Genomic DNA, 18,412 nt, shown 5'->3' on the forward strand with positions numbered 1-18,412 from the left:
TAAAATAGTCAGGATAATTTCGGGGTGTTACTATTTTGAGGGCATAGCTACCGCACGAACCTTTCAGAATAAGGCCCAGCGTCTTCCTGACATATTTTGACAAACGGTAAACAAGTTTACATAAGCTTCGCATCAATTCAATATTTACCGCTACGTAAGTGGCGGTTAATGAAGCAGTCGAAACATTATAGGATTTATCTGATAAAAAAACCCGACATGGCCTACCTTCACTTATTTTCACTTCATACACAGACGTAAGCTATTGTTATATAAATAAAAAACACAAAAGAGAACGACTTTCATTAACGCAATAAAGCTATTATCGCCACTACCATAATTAGTAGAACTCTCCTATTGGTGATGTCAAAACAATATATCGCCGATGAATTATTTGTTGCACTAACAGGGTATCTTTAATATTAACCGTACTGCCCGCTCGCAGGACGCCTATTTCACTTATGACGCGGGCGTTAATTTTACTACTCAAAATAACTCTATATTTCACGCTGTGATAATTACCGCATAAGACTTCAAAACAGTCATTAATCATTAAGCCAGAATAAACATTCAGGTCCCTATTTTAATCCTGAAGGTGCTATACCCCCTGCCAGCCGTGGCATTTCTGTTTCTGATCGACCTGAGCCTTCATTCGAAATTTTATCGGTGCTACATCCTTCCTCGCCCACCGCTATCTACCCCACCTACTGGATGATAGATATAATTTATTATTAAAATGATAAAAAAACGTTATAATTTCATTAAATATTTAAGCCGCCTGTCAATTAAGCCGCTGTAATAAATAGCATTTAAGATAAGCAATTATGTTGCGTCGCGTGCACTTCCCCACCCAACCCTCATTGCTTTAACTTATTGCCCTTTGCAGTGGATTGACGGGCGCAGGCGCGGTATGACCGAACAAGTCAGGAGTAGGTATGAACAAGAAAAGACGCTCAGTTCCCGGTATCAGACACTATGATGGCCCTGCCGGCGGCTGGGGTGCGCTAAAAGCGACAGCCATTGCGGTACGAACCCAGATGGATACCTTTGATGCCCCCGCCACGCTGCTGCGCACCAACCAGCCTGATGGTTTTGACTGCCCGGGCTGCGCGTGGCCCGATAAAGAACACAAATCGACCTTCCAGTTTTGTGAGAACGGCGCCAAAGCGGTAACCTGGGAAGCCACCAGCAAACGCGTTACCCCCGCGTTCCTGGCGGAAAACACCGTCTCTTCTCTGCTGGCTAAATCTGACTTTGAGCTGGAAGGGTATGGTCGTCTGACGCATCCTCTGCGCTATGACCGGGTAAGCGACACGTTCAAGCCGGTTGAGTGGGACGAGGCGTTTCAACGTATCGGCGAGGTGTTGCGCGAGCTTGAACCGGACCAGGTCGAGTTCTATACCTCCGGGCGAGCCTCTAATGAAGCGGCGTATCTTTTCCAGCTGTTTGCACGCGAATACGGCACCAATAACTTCCCCGACTGCTCGAATATGTGTCACGAGGCCACCAGCGTCGGTCTACCCCGCTCCATCGGGATCGGGAAAGGCACCGTCTCACTGGACGACTTCGATAACACCGAACTGGTGATCTCCATCGGCCATAACCCCGGCACGAACCATCCGCGGATGATGGGTACGCTTCATGAGCTGGCGCGACGCAACGTGCCGATTATCGTCTTTAACCCGTTACGCGAGCGCGCCCTGGAACGTTTTGCTGACCCGCAAAGCGTCATTGAAATGGCAACCTATAGCTCAACGGACATCGCCTCGACCTACTTCCAGGTGAAGGCCGGAGGCGATGCCGCCGCGCTGAAAGGTATGGCCAAACACCTGCTGGAAATGGAGGCCGAACGCGGTAACGTGCTCGACCACTCGTTTATCGCAGAACACACCCAGGGCTTTGATGACTTTGCCGCCGACATCGCGCAGACGCGCTGGGATGACATTGAGCGCGAGTCCGGGCTCAGCCAGGCTGCGCTCAAAAAGGTGGCCGAGGCCTATGCGAAATCCAACGCCACCATCATTACCTACGGGATGGGGATTACCCAGCACAATAAAGGCACGGCAAACGTCCGGCTGATCGCTGATGTGCTGCTTCTGCGCGGAAATATCGGCAAGCCCGGTGCGGGAATATGCCCTCTTCGCGGCCACTCTAACGTTCAGGGGAACCGTACCGTCGGGATTAGCGAGAAGCCCACCCCGGCCTTCCTGAACCGTCTGAAAGAGGTGTTTGGCTTTGAGCCGCCTTCTCACCATGGGCATGATGCGGTGCAGGCGACCCAGGCCATGATCGACGGTCGGGCGAAAGCGCTTATCTGCCTCGGCGGTAACTTTGCCGTCGCGATGCCCGATCACGAGAACGGCTTCCCGGCAATGGGTAACCTTGATTTGAGTGTTCACGTTGGTACTAAGCTGAACCGTACCCATCTGCTGGTGGGTAAAGAGACGTTTATTTTCCCATGCCTTGGCCGTACCGAGCTGGATGTTCAGGCCACCGGTCGTCAGTCCATCACCGTCGAAGACTCCATGTCGATGGTGCACGCCTCCTCCGGCAAGCTGAAACCCGCCTCACCGTTACTCCGTTCAGAACCCGCCATCGTCGCCGGCATGGCGAAAGCCACCCTGCAGGAGACCCGCGTGGACTGGATAACGCTGGTTGAAGATTACGACCGTATCCGCGATCTGATCGAGCAGACCATCCCGGGCTTTGAGGACTACAATGCGCGGATCCGTATTCCGGGCGGCTTCCGAATGCCGCTTCCCCCAACGAAACGCGTCTGGCCAACGGCGACGGGAAAAGCGATGTTCTCCGTATTCGACGGCGTACACGAGAACGCCAGCGGCGAAGGCGAGCATGTTCTGCGTCTGATTACGCTGCGCAGCCACGATCAGTACAACACCACCATTTATGCTCTGGACGACCGCTACCGTGGCGTGTTTGGCCGCCGCGACGTGCTGTTTATGAACGAAGAGGATATGGCCCTGTCAGGGCTGGAACACGGCGACCGCGTGGATATCGAAACCGCCCTGCCCGGCAGCGTTCAGCGTCTGGAAGACATTACCGTAGTGGCATACCACATCGCGCGGGGTTCAGTCGGGGCTTATTACCCGGAGGCCAACGTGCTGGTGCCGCTCGATTATCTGGATAAGGACAGCGGTACACCGTCTTACAAATCCGTTCCGGTTCGCATCATCCTGCGCTCGAAAGAGATCCGAATGCTGTAAGGCTGTTCGCGAAGAGTCATCCATGGATATTAAACAGTTAAAATACTTAATTGCGCTCGACGAGACCCGTCATTTTGGTAAAGCGGCCTCGCAGTGCAACATCACCCAGCCGACCCTCTCCATGCGCATCCGCAACCTGGAAGAGGAGCTCGGTCTGGTGCTGATTGCGCGCGGACAGCGCTTTGAGGGTTTTACGCCAGAGGGCGAACGGATCCTGGCGTGGGCGCGTGCTCTGCTTGCCGCTCACGACGGACTACAGGCGGAAGCCGCGCTGTGCAAAGGCCAGGTGGTGGGTGAATTACGCCTGGGGATGGTTCCGCTGGCGAGCGTCGATCCGATGATCTTTATCCGCCAGCTGACGCAAAAATACCCGGAGCTGACCTACAGCCTCTATTCCATGTCCTCTGCACACATTGCCGATGGCGTCAGCCGCAACCAGCTGGAGCTGGGTATTTGCTATCTCAACAGCATCGATACCAGTCTGTTTGACATTATTCAGTTGCCTGAGACGAAGATGGGCCTGCTGCATGATATTCGTCATTTCCAGCTGGACCCGAGGCCGCTGACCTGGCAGGACCTGACGGATTTTCCGCTGGGGTTCCTGACAAAAGGGATGCATTACCGGGCGCATATGGAGGCCAGCTTTGCCGCCGCTGGAATCGAACCCAGATCCGTTTTCGAGAGCGACTCTACGTTCCAGATCATTCAGGCGGTTCAGAGCGGCGTTTGCTGCGCCGTGATGCCGCTGAACAACGGGCTTGAGGCACTAAACAACCATTTCAGGATTGTCCCCATCGCCGACGCGAACATTGAGGCGCCCATCGGCCTGATAATGCGCAGGCAAAAACCCCTCTCCTCCCTGGCGCTGCGCTGTTTTACCGACGCGCAGGAGATTTATCATGCGGACAATAACGCATAAGCCTGGCGCGTGACCACGCTAAACCCGCCGATCAGCACCGCATCACAGACCGCCCGGTGCTCCGGGACGGTTACCAGCGCGTGAAGCGCATCGCGGATGGCGTTAAGCGTGTCAGGAGGTGTATGAGGCGACGTGATTAAGGGCAGGCCCGGCGTTAGCGGAGTTTGGTCAATCACCGTCAGCCCCGCCAACGCTTCCGGCTCATGACGCTGCAGGAGTGCCCAGGTGACACAGTCGATAGCGGCGATATCACCCTTCCCACGTTTGACGTCAATCAGCGACTGACGGTGGCTGCCGCTGAATGACGTTTGCGAAAAGAAAGGGGCGCGGGTCACCCACGGTGCCACTTTTTTTCGCAGCGCGTGATAGCCGGACTGCGAGTCAGGAGAATTACAGACCGCCCGGCGTCCGCGAAAATCCGCCAGCGTAAGAGGCCGATCCTCCGAGCGCGTCACCAGAAAGCTGCGGTAGTGGCTCCCTTCGCATCCCGCTGCCGTGTAGTGAAAACAGCCCACCACCTGCACCTCCGGGAGCTGCGTGACCAGCGGGTAGCCGCAGGTCTGGCTGAGAATCAGCGCCGGCTGCTGCCAGTGGTGCAGCAGGTCTGATTCGGGCCAGCGGGGGACACGCTCAACGTACACGCCCCGGTCGGCCAGACGTTGTTGTACCGCCAGCCAGAGCGCGCGAGTGTCGGCGCGATCCACGGCATACATGGGAAACGCCAGCAGGTTACTCATATCTTTCCTCTTGTTTTCCGGGGTGAACGGTGACCGCCACTGGCCGGGTCGAGAACTGGCGTAGCCATTCGCCATAGCCCCTGACTACAAAACCGTGGTTACGCTGCCGGTACGCCTCGCGGTTTTGGTGGTAGATCGTCTGTAACCCATACCAGGGAACGCCCGGTAAATCGTGGTGAATGGAATGGTAGTTGAGATTTAAAAACAGTACCCGCCAGAATAGCCCAGCCTCGTTAATGACGGAACGCGCCAGCGGATCGTCCGCCGCGCGATGTTCGTAAAAGGAACGGACCTTGGTCAGCGCCAGCGCCGGATAGCTTACCGCCAGCACAAACCAGACGGGTGAAAAGCCGTTATGCGTCATCCAGGTGAAAAGCGCCGCCAGAAGCACAGCGTGAATCAGCCACATCGCCATCGCCCGCCGTTGACGCTGACGAAAGGCCGCCACGGCGATCCCCAGCGTCTGCAAAATATCCAGCAGCGGTGCCAGCACTATCCGCCCGCAGAAGGTATTGCGGGCCTGGATCATGCGCTTCTGCCAGGGAGAAAAGCGCGCCCAGCTCGCCTCTGTAAAATAGTACGACTCCGGGTCATCCACCGGGATGGTCAGACTGTCGTGACGATGATGCGCCAGATGGGAATCCCGGTACAGGCCATAGGGATACCAGACCGCCAGCGGGAGCGTGCCAAACAGCTGGTTAAGCCAGGCAAAACGCGTGGGATGCCCGTGGATCAACTCATGCTGCAGGGACATGTACCAGGCGGTAAACCAGATAAGCAGCAGCGTGGCGGGCAGCAGGCCGAGCGTTTGCCAGAACGTCAGCGTGGTAAACCAGCCAGCGTAAATCGTCAGGATCAGCAGCCATGTGGGCAATTCGCTTCGCCACAGAAATCCTGATGCAAGATGGTGGATGCGATCGCGCTGCTGCGGATGCAAATAGAGAGATCTTCGTTTACCCATTCCTTCAGACGCCGTTTCGCCAGAGACACTACAATGACGATCGGGGATAACGTCTGAAATGACAAAGAACTTAAATCGCTTTGCTTTGTCAGAAACAGAGGCCCACACGCAGCCTTGACTTATTCTGTGATAAAGGTACTTTTCAGGACATGAAGAAGAACTTAAGAAAACCTATTCTCTTCTGAAACACAGCCATATCAGTCCCAATCACTTTGCTTTTATATCTCCTTACCCTAAATTTAAATTATCTTGTTGCATTTAAAAGTAAACATAAATATTTTATTTTGTTGATATCCGATGCATCTCTTATAAAATTAAATTAAAAAGCGCCTTATCAAATTAATCTCATGAGGTGTATATGCGATTTAAAATCACTGCCATATGCTTGATGGCAACATCGTGTACAAGTCCTTATCCGACATCGACACCTGCATTTCCTCTTACCAAAGGCCTTGTGATTAAAAATCATAATGAAAAACTCTCTATTGATAACATTAAAATTGATGACTCCATGGAATCCAGTGATTATGAAAGGCTTGCAGCCAAAATTAAATTAATGGATTTAACTTTAAAAGAAAAAACGACGCAACTTGCGAATCAAAAGTATTCCATTAGCGATATAGGTTTTCTTGGTGGATTAACTTCAGTGATTGCCGCAGCCAGTGGTGCCATAACAACTGCTCTGTATAGTGGGGGAGTCGCTGTTGGGGGAAACACCATATCGCAGAGATATAATTATGATGTGCAGATCTTGAACTATAATATTACCAGAGAGAAATTAAACTGCATGTATAAATCCATGACAGAATTAAATTCACAACAACAGAAAATTATTATCAATGATACAAACAATACTTTAGCTGGGGTTTTAAAACCGTATGTTGATGGCGTGCTTAACGATCTTGAGTTTGAGCTTGAAAAACAGCAAACGACTATGAGTATTGTTGCACCGGACATTAGTGTAGTGTCAAAGCTACTGACAAAAGAAAAAGCATCAGGACAGGCTTTGAAAAATAATAAGGGTATACGTGCTTATGGGCTAACTTTAGGATTTAATGAACATATTGATGATGCTGCCATTTTCGTTCTTGCAGATAATATTGAGGCCAACATAGGCTTGTGCAAAATATCACCGAATCACAAAGACACCCCGATAGACAATATTGAATAATATAACTTATATATTAAACTGCGGAAAGGAATACAGCAAGGTTTTCAGAAGAATTACTCAACATACAAAAGGCCATGTTATGGAATGCAAACCAATATTTATTCAATACTTTATTTATATTCCCATGACCTTGGCTTATCTGATTGCTTTTAGCCGGATATTTGCAGTATTAAAAATGCGCCAATGGTCATTGGCAGATGCTTTATCCGAGCCACCAAATGTTGTTCCTCCAGAGACCGTAGATCCGGATGCACCTCAACACCTGGCAGCACCAGCGCCCATCGTTCAAGCGTCAAAGCCTTTTGCGAGCTCTAGTCGCTTGATTGCATTTGTAGGTATGGTCATAATTTCAATTATTTTTATCTCAAGTGGTTATCACGCCATTTATGCTTTATTTAATGATGCAAGCAATTTAGACAATAACTTTACCGACATCGGTAAGTATTTAATGTTCAGTGGTACACTTTTTGCGCCCTATGTTTTTAATAAGGTAGCTGCTATCGGAAAGTAAATGCTCGTGTAATTTTCATTCTTTCTAACTATGGCGAGGCGAGTGATGGCTAATTTCTACATAAACACTATTCGAAATGATAAGCGCTTTAACAGCGAAGAACGTATTGACGATATTAATCTACTGGAACCTGTTACCCGAAAAATTGTACAGAATATTATTGAGCAGGCCCGCCTCAACGGTCTTGAGTTGATGGTTTTCGAAACTTATCGAAGTCAGCAAAGACAAGCATTGCTTTATGCCCAGGGGGCAACAAAGCTTCAAAATGTCGGCGTTCATCATTATGGCTTAGCGTGTGATATCGTAAAAAATGTGGGGGGAGACCCTTCATGGAAGGGGGATTTTTCATTATTAGGCCAGCTTGCCTATCACAACAAAATTCTTTGGGGTGGTGATTGGGGCACGCCTAATATTAAACATAGTTTCATCGATGATGACCATGTTCAACGTTGTACAATAGGTCGTCAGGCTATGCTGTTTAGCGGGATGTGGTATCCAGATTCCACTTACGATCCTTATCAGGATCTTTAGCGAGAACCTCACCGCAGAAAATAATATTCACTAAACATAATTTTAGTTGGTTAACTGAAATCACCGTCCTCAAGAAGTCGGTGATTTTTTTTATGCCAACAATGGTATTCTAAATAAAATCTTGCATAACTCATCTGAACAGCCCGGCGTTGTTGAGGGCGGAACGAGCCAAACACTGCTTCGTATTAGCGTCGCGCGGCTTGACTTATTCTGTGATAAAGGTACTTTTCAGGACATGAAGAAGATCTTAATTATCGTCCCTGACGGCGGCATGCTGTTTGAAGCCGCCGGTATCGCCGACATTCTGATGCAGGCTAACCGGCTGCACCCGGAAGGGCTTGCGCACCCCCGCTACCGCATTATTATCGCCACCACGCAGCCGCACCAGGTGATCCACGGTCAGTCCGGCCTGAATCTGCTGGCGGACTATCGTCTGCCTGAACTGGATCCGCGTGAACCGCTGGACACCATTATCATCACCGGACGCGGGATGAACGAGCAGGAGAGCACGGCGGTGGTGGACTGGCTGCACCTTGCTGCGCCGCATGCCCGGCGGATAGCCTCCATTTGCGGCGGCGCGATGCTGCTGGCCCAGAGCGGCCTGCTGGATGGTCGTCGCGCAACCACCCACTGGCGGTTGCTGGAGACCATGCAAACCCAGTATCCGGCTATCCGCGTCGAAGGCGGTCCACTGTATATTCAGGATGGTCCCGTCTGGACCTCCGGCGGCGTGAGCTCGGGGTTTGATCTCACTCTTGCGCTGGTGGAGGATGACTATGGTTTCACCCTCGCCCGCGACGTGGCGCAGGATATGGTGATGTACCTGCGCCGGCCCGGCGGTCAGCTGCAGTTTAGCCGCTATAGCCTTCAGCCGTCCGGCGCGTCCGGGCCAATAAGCGACCTGCAGGCCTGGATACTACAGAACCTCACTGCCGACCTGTGCGTAGAAAATCTGGCCGAGAAAGCGGCGATGAGCCCGCGCAATTTCACCCGGGTCTTTACCCGGGACGCAGGCGTTCCACCTGCCCGCTACGTAACCGAAGCGCGCCTGGCCGCCGCCAGACAGCTGCTTGAGCAAACCCGTGATTCCCTTGAGCGCATTGCTGAGCAAAGCGGGTTTGGCACCAGCATTAACCTGCGCCGCGTGTTTGAGAAACAGCTCCACCTTACCCCGGGCGAGTACCGCCAGCGCTTCCACTGCCGCAGGATGGCGTAATCTGATCCTTTTTTGTCGTTTACGCCAATCGGCCTGACGCCTACAGTGACTCCAGACAACAGAGATAAGGAGTGCACCATGGTTAAGGTCGGTATTAACGGTTTCGGCCGTATCGGACGTAATTTCCTGCGCGCAGCGCTGGGTAACCCGGATCTTCAGATTGTGGCCATTAACGATCTGACGGACAGCAAAACCCTCGCCCACCTGCTGAAACACGATTCCCTTCTGGGTAAATTGCCCGCACCGGTTGAAGCGGCTGACGGCGCATTGCAGGTTGATGGCCAGCGGATCGTGGTGTTTAGCGAACGCGATCCGGCAAATATTCCGTGGCGTGAAGCTGGCGTGGATGTGGTAATTGAAGCCACCGGCTTCTTTACCGAGCGGGAAAAAGCTGCGGTGCACGTCACGCACGGTGGTGCAAAGCGCGTCATCATCTCCGCGCCCGGCAAGAACGACGATCTGACCGTCGTCATGGGCGTGAACCACGATCGCTATGATCCGGCTCAGCACGTTGTCGTGAGTAACGGGAGTTGTACCACGAACGGTCTGGCTCCGGCCGCGCAGGTACTGCATCAGCAGTTCGGGATTGAGCATGGCCTGATGAATACCACGCATGCCTATACCAACAGCCAGGCACTGCACGATCAGCCGGAAAAAGATCTGCGCGGTGCACGCGCGGCGGCGCTGTCGATTGTGCCCTACTCCAGCGGCGCTGCAAAAGCGCTCGGCAAAGTCATCCCCTCTCTGGACGGTAAGCTGACCGGGTATTCTCTGCGCGTGCCGGTTCCGGTGGTATCGATCGTCGATTTGACGGTCACCCTGAGCCGTAACGTGACTGCCGAAGAGGTGAATGACGCATTCCGCAGTGCGGCAGCCAGTGGGCCACTGAAAGACATTCTGGGGTATAGCGATGAACCGCTGGTTTCCAGCGATTATCAGGGCGATCCGCGCTCCTCCATTATCGACGGGCTTTCCACGCTGGTGATTGGCGGGAACATGGTGAAGATCCTGGCGTGGTATGACAACGAGTGGGGATTCTCCAACCGCCTGGTGGACCTGGCGGTGCTGATGGATAAAAAAGGGCTGTAAGCCTCAAGCCGGGTGGGATAAGCCCCCACCCGGCATAAAATCACGCCGCTTTGACCTTCACGCCCATAAATACAATGACCATCGCCGTCACCAGCAGGAAACCACTTCCGGCAAACACGCCGCTGGCCCCGTTGAGGTCAAACACCACCCCGCCCCCGGCCGCGCCAGCGCTAATCGCCAGCTGAATGGACGCCACCAGCAGCCCTCCGGCACTTTCCGCTTCATCCGGAACGGTGGTGGCAAGCCAGGTTGACCAGCCCACCGGCACCAGACCGAACGCAAAGCCCCACAGCGCCACCAGTAATCCGTCCAGCATCGCCAGATGACCAAACGCCACCATCATCAGCGCAAGTATGCCCATGCCGAACGGCACGAGGGCCAGCGTCAGGCGCAGATTACGGGCCAGCAGATGCCCGGCAATGGAGGTGCCGACAAAGTTGGCAAGCCCGAAGCCCAGCAGGATCAGCGAAATGGTTTCAACATTTGCCTGTCCGACGGTTTCAAGGAACGGGCGCAGGTAGGTAAAGAAGGCGAAATGGCCGCTAAAGATCAGAATGGTCGCCAGCATGCCGCCAATCATGCCAGGACGGCGCAGCACGCGGAACAATGTGCCGAGGCTACCGCTACTCTCTGGCTTCATGGACGGCAGCACCCAGATCTGCCACAGCAGCGCCAGCATGCTCGGCAGAATGCAGAGAATAAAGACGTTGCGCCAGCCGATCAGGCTTCCCAGATAGCTCCCCAGCGGGGCCGCGACCACGGTGGCGATCGACACGCTGGAGAAGATCACCGCCAGCGCTTTCGGCACTTTGTCCGCCGGAACCAGACGCATTGTTGTGGCCGTCGACATCGCCCAGAACCCACCGATGGCAACCCCTAACAGCAGACGCCCCATCAGCAGAACGTGCAGAGTGGGCGCAAAGGCTACCAGCAGGCTGGAGATAATTTGCAGCACGGAAAAAAACATCAATACCCAGCGACGATCGATTTTCCGGGTCGCCGGGGTGATCAGCAGTCCGGTGACTAACGCCACCAGCGCCGTGGCGGTCACGGCCTGCCCGGCCATCCCCTCACTGACGCCCAGGCTCGCGGCCATCGGCGTCAGCAAACTGGCGGGCAGGAACTCCGCCGTTATCAAACCAAAAACCCCCAGCCCCAGTGAATAGACGGCTCGCCAGGCGGGTTTGGCAGGCGCGACGGCCTCTCTCGCCTCGACACATGCATTCATCTGTTGATCTCCCGTTATAAAAGTGTGACAACTGTCGCAAAAGCATAGAGGGTTCACCCTGGACGATCTATGACATATAATCTCCACTTATTGATTATTCGTCCGGAGTTACGCCATGACCGCACAGTCACCCGATTTGATCAGCGAACTTTTACGCGGCATGCGTCTGTCGGGGGTGAAATACCGCCGGATTGAAGCCAGTGCACCGTTTGGCGTCGCGTTCCATCAGGCACCGGGCAAGGCGCAGTTCCATTTTGTGAGCCACGGCAACGCCCTGCTGCGAATGGACAGCGGTGCAACCTTCGAACTGAGCAGCGGCGATGCGCTGTTTATTCCTGGCGGTAATGCCCATGCCCTGCTCTCTGACGACAAGGCAACCATCACTCCAGTCAACGCTTTCCCCAGCGAGCCCATCTGTAGTTCGGTCTGTGCCATTACCTGTGAGCCCTGCCCGGAGAGCGAAAACACCATCATCTTTAGCGGGTGTATGGATTTTGAGCTGGGCGGCATGCAGCCGCTGATCAAAGCGATGCCGGAAGTGATGATGGTCAGCCGGTTGATGTCCACCTGGCCGGAAATTCATCCGCTGCTGGCCGCGATGGAGCGCGAGTCCATGACGCGTCAGGTCGGGTTTGCCGGGATCCTCGCCCGTCTGGCTGACGTGGTGGCGGCATTGATTGTTCGGGGCTGGGTTGAAGCAGGCTGTGGTAAAGCGACGGGCTGGGTGCAGGTCTTACGCGATCCGCGTCTGAGCCGGGCCATCTACGCCATGCACCAGCAGCCGGGCCTGAACTGGAGCGTGGCGGATCTGGCGAAAGAAGCGGGCACCTCCCGCTCCGTGTTCGCTGAACGGTTTCTGGCGGCGACGGGGACGACGCCGGCAAAATATCTCAGCGAGCTCAGAATGCGACTGGCTATTCAGTATATTCGCCATGAAAATCAACCGATTGAAACCGTCGCGCTGCGGCTCGGTTACGGGTCTCTGGCGGCGTTTAGCCGGGCATTTAAGCGCATCATCGGCCATGCGCCGGGCACGCTTCGGGAAGTCAGCCAGACCCCGGAAGAGGTCTGACCGACTGACAGGACATCAGAAATAGTATTTAAAGCGCACGCGACCACCGTAGCGATCGTCATTTTTATTGTCACCCTCTTTCGGGGATGCATTGACCCATGACGCATACGCGCCCAGATAGATGTTGAAGTTTTTCATCTTCATGACGTTCGGGATCAGGTACGAGGTATGGATGGTATGGATGTCATACTCGCCCGGGTCGGTTATCCAGCAGTCGTTTTCACACTCTGCGTCAAACGTTGAGGTATTAAACTCGTCGATTTCGTTATGGGCATAGATGTAACCCAACTCAAAATTACGCCAGAGGGCATTAATAGCTGAGGTAAAGTCGGTTTCGCCCGTCGCGTCCAGATAAGCCGTGTTGAGATTCATGACCACTCCGTTTTCCGGATCGGTTTTGAGCCCGTCCCAGGTCATCGTGAACCCGTAGCCCGTTCTCTCTGACTGGTCTACCCAGCGCCCGGCATCGTCGCGATAGCCATAAGCGTTGTTGACCAGGTTGGTCTCCATGGCAACCGCGCTGGAAAACGGCCCATTCTGCCACGAGATGACCGGGCGCACGTAGGCCACATTTTTGTCGTTCTCAAGTTCTGCACCGTGATAACGCTGGTCGACATACAAATCGCTGCCGTCTTTAAACAGGGTATTCAGCTCAAAATACCAGTTATCCAGCGTCTTGTTCATCAGGAAGTTGCCCCCGCTGTCGGTTCGCCCACGCCCCTCCTTCAGCATATAGATATAGCCGTAGCCGTCGCTGTAGAGATCGTCTGCGGTATTCCCGGAGTATTCCACAAACGTATCCTGGTTGAGCGGGAACATGTCATAGGCCTCAAAGCGTCCGACTTTTATTTCCCAGTCATTCTCAGTGCCAAAGAAGAATACCGCATCATCCAGGTACATTTGCCCGGCGAGGTCGCCGAGCGGCTGGACGGAGAACCCGGCAAAATTGCCGTTATCCATTTTACGATAACCATCAAAGCCTAATAAAATACGTCCGTTAATATCCCAGCGTTCTTTATCGCCCGGCGCCCAGTCACTATTAGCACTTTGCTTAACAGACGTGAGGCTACCCGTTTTACTGGCGGCATCCATATTAAATTCCACATCACCGTAAAATTTAATATCACCAAACCCTGAGAGCGTCAGTTTTGGCGGAGCGGTTTTGCTCACCGGCTCTTCCGACTGCACCACAACGGCTGGCGCAGCCTGCGTCGCGGCGGCCTGCTGCTGTTTAAGCTCCTGAATTTGCGCTTCCAGTTGCGCCAGCTTTTCTTCCACGTTCATTGAGGGTTGTGCCGCCAAAAGTGCGCCGGAATAGAATGCGCTTATCAGAATTACCGTTTTCTTTAATTGCATAGAATCCATCCTGATTATAAAAGTGAATACCCAAATATCGAGCACAGCCATTTCCACCAAATACCCTCAACGGTGCTATTATGTTTTTTCACAACGTAATTATGATTTTTAACTTGTGTGATCGGCACAGAGAAAACTTGCGGTAATGAAGAGAAGAAAGACCACCCGCTTCACACTCTTATTTCATTAGGTTTATGTATATTTTAACGTGCAATATATATGATTATTTAAAGACATAATTCTTTTAATTTCATTTGCACAACTAATTCCTCCCGGCCGGACCGGACGGGCGAAGCGGTAAATTGTCTGGTTCTGCGCAAAATGGGATATTGAACACGCGAAGCGGTCGATATTCGTCTAAGGTTTTCAGGTGATTGATAACAGCGGTCACGCTGCTGAGCGAATACAGGAGACGAACAGATGATAAGACCTCGCACTTTACGCCCTGCTCTTTTGCACCTCGCGCTGGGAGGCGCACTGCTCGGTGCGACGACATTGAGTTATGCTGATGAACAGCCTGCGTTCCAGAAAAATTCCCCCGATATTTTACTTGGCCCTCTCTTTAATGATGTGCAAAGTGCCAAACTGTTTCCCGATCAGAAAACCTTCGCTGATGCCGTCCCCAAAAGCGATCCGCTGATGATCCTGGCGGATTACCGGATGCAGCACACCCAGTCCAGCTTTGATCTGCGCCACTTTGTAGAGATGAACTTCACGCTGCCTGCGGAAGGCGAAAAGTATGTTCCGCCCGCAGGACAAAGTTTACGCGAGCATATTGACGATCTCTGGCCCGTACTGACGCGTACCACCGATAAAGCCAGTAATAAATGGGATTCCCTGCTGCCGTTACCGAAGCCTTACGTTGTGCCCGGCGGACGCTTCCGCGAGGTCTACTACTGGGACAGCTATTTCACCATGCTGGGTCTCGCGGAAAGCGGCCACTGGGACAAAATCAGCGATATGGTGGATAACTTCGCCTGGGAGATTGATACCTTTGGACATATCCCCAACGGCAACCGCAGCTACTACCTGAGCCGCTCCCAGCCGCCGTTCTTCTCCATGATGGTGGAACTGCTGGCGACGCACGACAGCGATGCGCTAAAGAAATATCGCCCGCAAATGGAAAAAGAGTACGCCTACTGGATGGAGGGCGTCGATTCTCTTCAGCCAGGGCAAGCTAACCAGCGCGTGGTGAAGCTGGATGACGGTTCGGTGCTCAACCGCTACTGGGATGACCGCGATACTCCGCGCCCCGAGTCCTGGCTTGACGACGTCAATACCGCCAAAAACAACCCTAACCGACCCGCGACTGAGATCTACCGTGATTTGCGCTCCGCAGCGGCCTCGGGCTGGGACTTTAGCTCCCGCTGGATGGACGATCCGCAAAAACTCGGCACGATCCGCACCACCAGCATCGTGCCCGTCGATCTGAACGCGCTGATGTTTAAAATGGAAAAACTGCTCGCGCGGGCAAGCCAGGATTCAGGCGACAGCGCCGCGGCGAGTAAATACGAGGCGCTGGCAACCGCGCGTCAGAAAGCCATCGAGAACCACCTGTGGAATGATAAAGAGGGCTGGTATGCCGATTACGACCTCAAGAGTAAGAAGGTGCGTAATCAGCTTACCGCGGCCGCTCTCTTCCCGCTCTACGTGAAGGCGGCGTCGCAGGAGCGTGCCGATAAAGTTGCCGCGGCGACCTCCTCGCGCCTGTTGAAACCGGGCGGCATTACCACCACCACGATCAACAGCGGACAGCAGTGGGATGCCCCAAACGGCTGGGCTCCGCTGCAGTGGGTGGCGACGGAAGGGTTGCAGAATTACGGGCAGAATAAGGTGGCGATGGATGTCACCTGGCGCTTCCTGAAGAACGTGCAGCACACTTACGACCGCGAGAAGAAACTGGTGGAGAAATATGACGTATCAACAACCGGTACGGGCGGCGGCGGTGGCGAGTACCCGCTGCAGGATGGGTTCGGCTGGAGTAATGGCGTGACGCTGAAAATGCTGGATCTGGTCTGTCCGAAAGAGAAACCGTGTGACAGCGTACCGGAAAATCAGCCTGCGGCGAATGACGAAGCGGCGCCGGTGAAAGCGACGGCGCAGTAAGTGGGTATTGCCGGGTGGCGGCTACGTCTTACCGGGCCTGCGTTGGGTTTGCAGGCCCGGTAAGCGCAGCGCCACCGGGCAGTCAGAAGCTGTAGCTCGCCCCTAGCTGATACGTCCTGTCACGCCCAATCCAGCAGTTGGTTGCGTCGTAGCAGGTCAGCGTCTCTTTATTGGTGATGTTCTGCATACTCGCCTTAAGCGTAAGTCCCGCCAGCGAAGGCAGGATTTCGCCCATCCGGTACGAGGCCGCCAGATCGTACTGCGTGGTGCCGCCCAGTTTACCCGCATCGTTAGCCGGTGAAATTTCCATCGGACCGGTGTAGCGTGCCCCAGCCCCCAGCATCAGCCCTTTCAGCGGCGTACTCTCGAAAGTGTAGTCCCCCCACAGATTGAAAGCGTTCTCCGGCACCTGAGTTGGACGTTTACCCTGGTATTTATCATCTTCGGTATTGATCGCATGGGTGTAGGCATAGTTGGCAATCAGCGTCAGGTTGTCCGTCGGACGGCTAATGGCGGAGAGCTCTGCCCCTTTGGATTCCACTTCCCCGGTCTGACGATAATTCAGGAAGCCCGGATCGGAGGTGACAACGTTTTTCTGCCGGATGTTAAACACCGAGGCGGTAAAGGTGGTGGCGTATTCAGCCAGCAGATATTTTACCCCGCCTTCCACCTGCTTGCTGGTGGTCGGTTTGACGTCTTTTGCCGTAAGCGTTCCCTGCGGTGACACCGGCGCAAAACCTTCGGAATAACTGATAAACGGTGAAACACCGTTATCGAAGGCGTAAAGCGCGCCCAGACGTTTGGTGACGCGGTCCTGCGACACCCAGGCTTTATCCCCGTTTTTCAGGTAATCGGTGGTGACGGAGCGGTAATCGTCGTAGCGCAGGCTACCCAACAGATTTAAGCCACCGAATTCCACCTGATCCTGCAGGTAGTAACCGTTCTGCTGATAGCTGAGGCGATTCTTCTGGGCGGTGTAGAGCCCCAATGCGCCTTCGCTGATTTGCGCATAGTCAGGATCGCGCATGTCCATGCCTGGCGTGGCCGACGCGTAACGGTAGTGGAAATGCGAGTTCATCTTCTGATAGTCAAACCCGGCCAGCAGATGGTGCTGCCATTCACCCAGCGCAACGGTTTTCGTCACCTGGTTGTCGATGTTGAAGCTCTTAAGATCTTCATCGGTGGTGTAAGCAAAGCGGTTGAGCTGATAAACCTCACTCCCCGTTCCTGTCGCATAGACGCTGCGCTGGTGGGTATCGACGTCAAAATAGCGCGCTTTCTGGTTAAAGCCCCAGCCGCTGTCAAACTCGTGTTCAAAGCTATAGCCCAGCATCCACTGGCGCTGCTTAAACCCACTCCATTCATCTCCGGCGTAATCACGGCGATCGGCATATTTCGAGCGCAGATAAGACAGCGGGAGCGGATTTGACGGCGTCAGGCTCGGGGAGTTTTGCGCCAGCGCATCGAGCGTGAGACGGGTTTTGCTGTCGGGTTGCCAGGTGACGGACGGGGCGACCAGGTAATTTTCATACCGGGTGGTGTGCGGCTGATCGTCATTCTCCGTCGCCTTGCCCAGCAGACGGTAATTCCAGTCGCTGTCGGCTATCTGCCCCGTTGAGTCGAGATAGCCCTCTTTCAGGTTGCGGTTACCGGTATTAAAACCGACCTCCGTTCGCGCTTCCCGCTGCGGTTTTTTACTTTGAATATTCACCAGCCCGCCCGGCGAACCACCGCCGTAAAGCACCGATGAAGGCCCTTTCAGGATATCGACGCTGTCAATCAACAGCGGATCGATACGAGCCTTGGTATTGCCGGTGACGTTATAGGGCAACTGCAATCCGTTATAGAACTCCTGATCGACGGTAAAGCCACGAATTTTGTATTCGCTCATGTAGGAGGTATTACCGCGCACTTCGGTTGAGACGCCCGGGGCATAGCGCAGGATTTCATTCACGGAGTTCGCATGACGCTTTTCAATTTCCGGGGCAGAAAGCGTATTGATGACCTGGGGCGTTTTACTTTCGGCAACGGCCGATTTCGTGGCGCTGTTCGTCCAGGCCGGCAGCGCGCTGCCCTGCTCTGAGCCCGTGACGACGATGGTAGATTCTTCGGCGAAAGCCTGGACCTGCAATGCCAGCGTGACGGCACCGGCCAGAGCGCATAACGTAAAACGTGAGGAGTTCATAATGTCGTCTTATTGTTAGATGCAATACGGAACGACAATTATTATCATTTCGATTAACAAATCAAGATTCAGGCAAAAAAAACGGCCCTCCGCAGAGAGCCGCTATGTC

Annotated in this window: 14 protein-coding genes; 9 read left to right on the forward strand and 5 right to left on the reverse strand. The window is 53.8% G+C overall.

Going from position 1 to position 18,412, the window contains the following annotated elements:
• The first annotated feature begins 932 nt into the window (after positions 1-932).
• The gene (locus L383_RS15175; protein WP_023330614.1) at positions 933-3,221 is read left to right on the forward strand and encodes an FdhF/YdeP family oxidoreductase; all 2,289 of its coding nucleotides are present in this window, start codon (positions 933-935) and stop codon (positions 3,219-3,221) included.
• 22 nt (positions 3,222-3,243) lie between these two features.
• The gene (locus L383_RS15170; RefSeq protein WP_023330615.1) at positions 3,244-4,140 is read left to right on the forward strand and encodes a LysR family transcriptional regulator; all 897 of its coding nucleotides are present in this window, start codon (positions 3,244-3,246) and stop codon (positions 4,138-4,140) included.
• On the opposite strand, the gene L383_RS15165 is transcribed toward L383_RS15170, so the two are convergent.
• Positions 4,119-4,877 carry a phosphate/phosphite/phosphonate ABC transporter substrate-binding protein gene (locus tag L383_RS15165; RefSeq protein WP_023330616.1) on the reverse strand — a complete coding sequence of 253 codons (759 nt, stop codon included), beginning with the start codon at positions 4,875-4,877 and terminating at the stop codon, positions 4,119-4,121. The genes L383_RS15170 and L383_RS15165 overlap by 22 nt on opposite strands.
• Positions 4,870-5,838, reverse strand: a complete 969-nt coding sequence (locus tag L383_RS15160; RefSeq protein ID WP_032629025.1) for a fatty acid desaturase — start codon at positions 5,836-5,838, stop codon at positions 4,870-4,872. The genes L383_RS15165 and L383_RS15160 overlap by 8 nt, the downstream gene beginning before the upstream one ends.
• Positions 5,839-6,196: 358 nt before the next feature.
• On the opposite strand from L383_RS15160, the gene L383_RS15155 reads away from it, so the two are divergent.
• From L383_RS15155 to gap, 5 genes are all read left to right on the forward strand, one after another.
• Complete coding sequence (locus L383_RS15155; RefSeq protein WP_023330618.1) at positions 6,197-7,009, forward strand: hypothetical protein; 813 nt, start codon at positions 6,197-6,199, stop codon at positions 7,007-7,009.
• A 79-nt stretch (positions 7,010-7,088) separates the two neighbouring features.
• A complete protein-coding gene (locus L383_RS0123900; RefSeq protein WP_032629026.1) occupies positions 7,089-7,520 on the forward strand; it encodes a hypothetical protein in 432 nt (143 codons plus the stop codon).
• Between the two features lie 45 nt (positions 7,521-7,565).
• Positions 7,566-8,051 (forward strand): M15 family metallopeptidase, encoded by a 486-nt coding sequence (locus tag L383_RS15150; RefSeq protein ID WP_023330619.1) that lies wholly within the window; start codon positions 7,566-7,568, stop codon positions 8,049-8,051.
• A gap of 235 nt (positions 8,052-8,286) precedes the next feature.
• Positions 8,287-9,267, forward strand: coding sequence for a GlxA family transcriptional regulator (locus L383_RS15145; protein WP_023330620.1), 981 nt, complete (start codon positions 8,287-8,289; stop codon positions 9,265-9,267).
• Positions 9,268-9,345: 78 nt separating this feature from the next.
• Complete coding sequence (gene gap / locus L383_RS15140; RefSeq protein ID WP_023330621.1) at positions 9,346-10,356, forward strand: type I glyceraldehyde-3-phosphate dehydrogenase; 1,011 nt, start codon at positions 9,346-9,348, stop codon at positions 10,354-10,356.
• 40 nt (positions 10,357-10,396) lie between these two features.
• Here gap and L383_RS15135 read toward each other — a convergent pair whose 3' ends face one another.
• Positions 10,397-11,584, reverse strand: coding sequence for an MFS transporter (locus tag L383_RS15135; RefSeq protein WP_014884246.1), 1,188 nt, complete (start codon positions 11,582-11,584; stop codon positions 10,397-10,399).
• Positions 11,585-11,699: 115 nt separating this feature from the next.
• Between L383_RS15135 and L383_RS15130 the strand changes: the two genes are divergently transcribed.
• Positions 11,700-12,656 (forward strand): AraC family transcriptional regulator, encoded by a 957-nt coding sequence (locus L383_RS15130; RefSeq protein WP_023330622.1) that lies wholly within the window; start codon positions 11,700-11,702, stop codon positions 12,654-12,656.
• 15 nt (positions 12,657-12,671) lie between these two features.
• Here the strand turns inward: L383_RS15130 and L383_RS15125 are convergent, their stop codons facing one another.
• Positions 12,672-14,012 carry a carbohydrate porin gene (locus L383_RS15125; RefSeq protein WP_023330623.1) on the reverse strand — a complete coding sequence of 447 codons (1,341 nt, stop codon included), beginning with the start codon at positions 14,010-14,012 and terminating at the stop codon, positions 12,672-12,674.
• Positions 14,013-14,432: 420 nt separating this feature from the next.
• Here L383_RS15125 and L383_RS15120 point away from each other — a divergent pair, with 420 nt between their 5' ends.
• Complete coding sequence (locus L383_RS15120) at positions 14,433-16,118, forward strand: alpha,alpha-trehalase (RefSeq protein ID WP_023330624.1); 1,686 nt, start codon at positions 14,433-14,435, stop codon at positions 16,116-16,118.
• An 82-nt stretch (positions 16,119-16,200) separates the two neighbouring features.
• On the opposite strand, the gene L383_RS15115 is transcribed toward L383_RS15120, so the two are convergent.
• Positions 16,201-18,303, reverse strand: a complete 2,103-nt coding sequence (locus tag L383_RS15115) for a TonB-dependent siderophore receptor (RefSeq protein WP_023330625.1) — start codon at positions 18,301-18,303, stop codon at positions 16,201-16,203.
• Positions 18,304-18,412 lie beyond the last annotated feature (109 nt).

Source organism: Enterobacter sp. MGH 37, assembly GCF_000534515.1.
In the GTDB taxonomy this organism is placed as follows: domain Bacteria; phylum Pseudomonadota; class Gammaproteobacteria; order Enterobacterales; family Enterobacteriaceae; genus Enterobacter; species Enterobacter kobei.

Bases quoted from the DNA above. Each gene is read 5' to 3' on its own strand.
- L383_RS15115 (WP_023330625.1), bottom strand. From the start codon at position 18,303: ATGAACTCCTCACGTTTTACGTTATGCGCTCTGGCCGGTGCCGTCACG.
- L383_RS15145 (WP_023330620.1), top strand. From the start codon at position 8,287: ATGAAGAAGATCTTAATTATCGTCCCTGACGGCGGCATGCTGTTTGAA.
- L383_RS15130 (WP_023330622.1), top strand. From the start codon at position 11,700: ATGACCGCACAGTCACCCGATTTGATCAGCGAACTTTTACGCGGCATG.
- L383_RS15170 (WP_023330615.1), top strand. From the start codon at position 3,244: ATGGATATTAAACAGTTAAAATACTTAATTGCGCTCGACGAGACCCGT.
- L383_RS15120 (WP_023330624.1), top strand. From the start codon at position 14,433: ATGATAAGACCTCGCACTTTACGCCCTGCTCTTTTGCACCTCGCGCTG.
- L383_RS15160 (WP_032629025.1), bottom strand. From the start codon at position 5,838: ATGGGTAAACGAAGATCTCTCTATTTGCATCCGCAGCAGCGCGATCGC.
- L383_RS15175 (WP_023330614.1), top strand. From the start codon at position 933: ATGAACAAGAAAAGACGCTCAGTTCCCGGTATCAGACACTATGATGGC.
- L383_RS15135 (WP_014884246.1), bottom strand. From the start codon at position 11,584: ATGAATGCATGTGTCGAGGCGAGAGAGGCCGTCGCGCCTGCCAAACCC.
- L383_RS15155 (WP_023330618.1), top strand. From the start codon at position 6,197: ATGCGATTTAAAATCACTGCCATATGCTTGATGGCAACATCGTGTACA.
- L383_RS0123900 (WP_032629026.1), top strand. From the start codon at position 7,089: ATGGAATGCAAACCAATATTTATTCAATACTTTATTTATATTCCCATG.
- L383_RS15125 (WP_023330623.1), bottom strand. From the start codon at position 14,012: ATGCAATTAAAGAAAACGGTAATTCTGATAAGCGCATTCTATTCCGGC.
- L383_RS15150 (WP_023330619.1), top strand. From the start codon at position 7,566: ATGGCTAATTTCTACATAAACACTATTCGAAATGATAAGCGCTTTAAC.
- L383_RS15165 (WP_023330616.1), bottom strand. From the start codon at position 4,877: ATGAGTAACCTGCTGGCGTTTCCCATGTATGCCGTGGATCGCGCCGAC.
- gap (WP_023330621.1), top strand. From the start codon at position 9,346: ATGGTTAAGGTCGGTATTAACGGTTTCGGCCGTATCGGACGTAATTTC.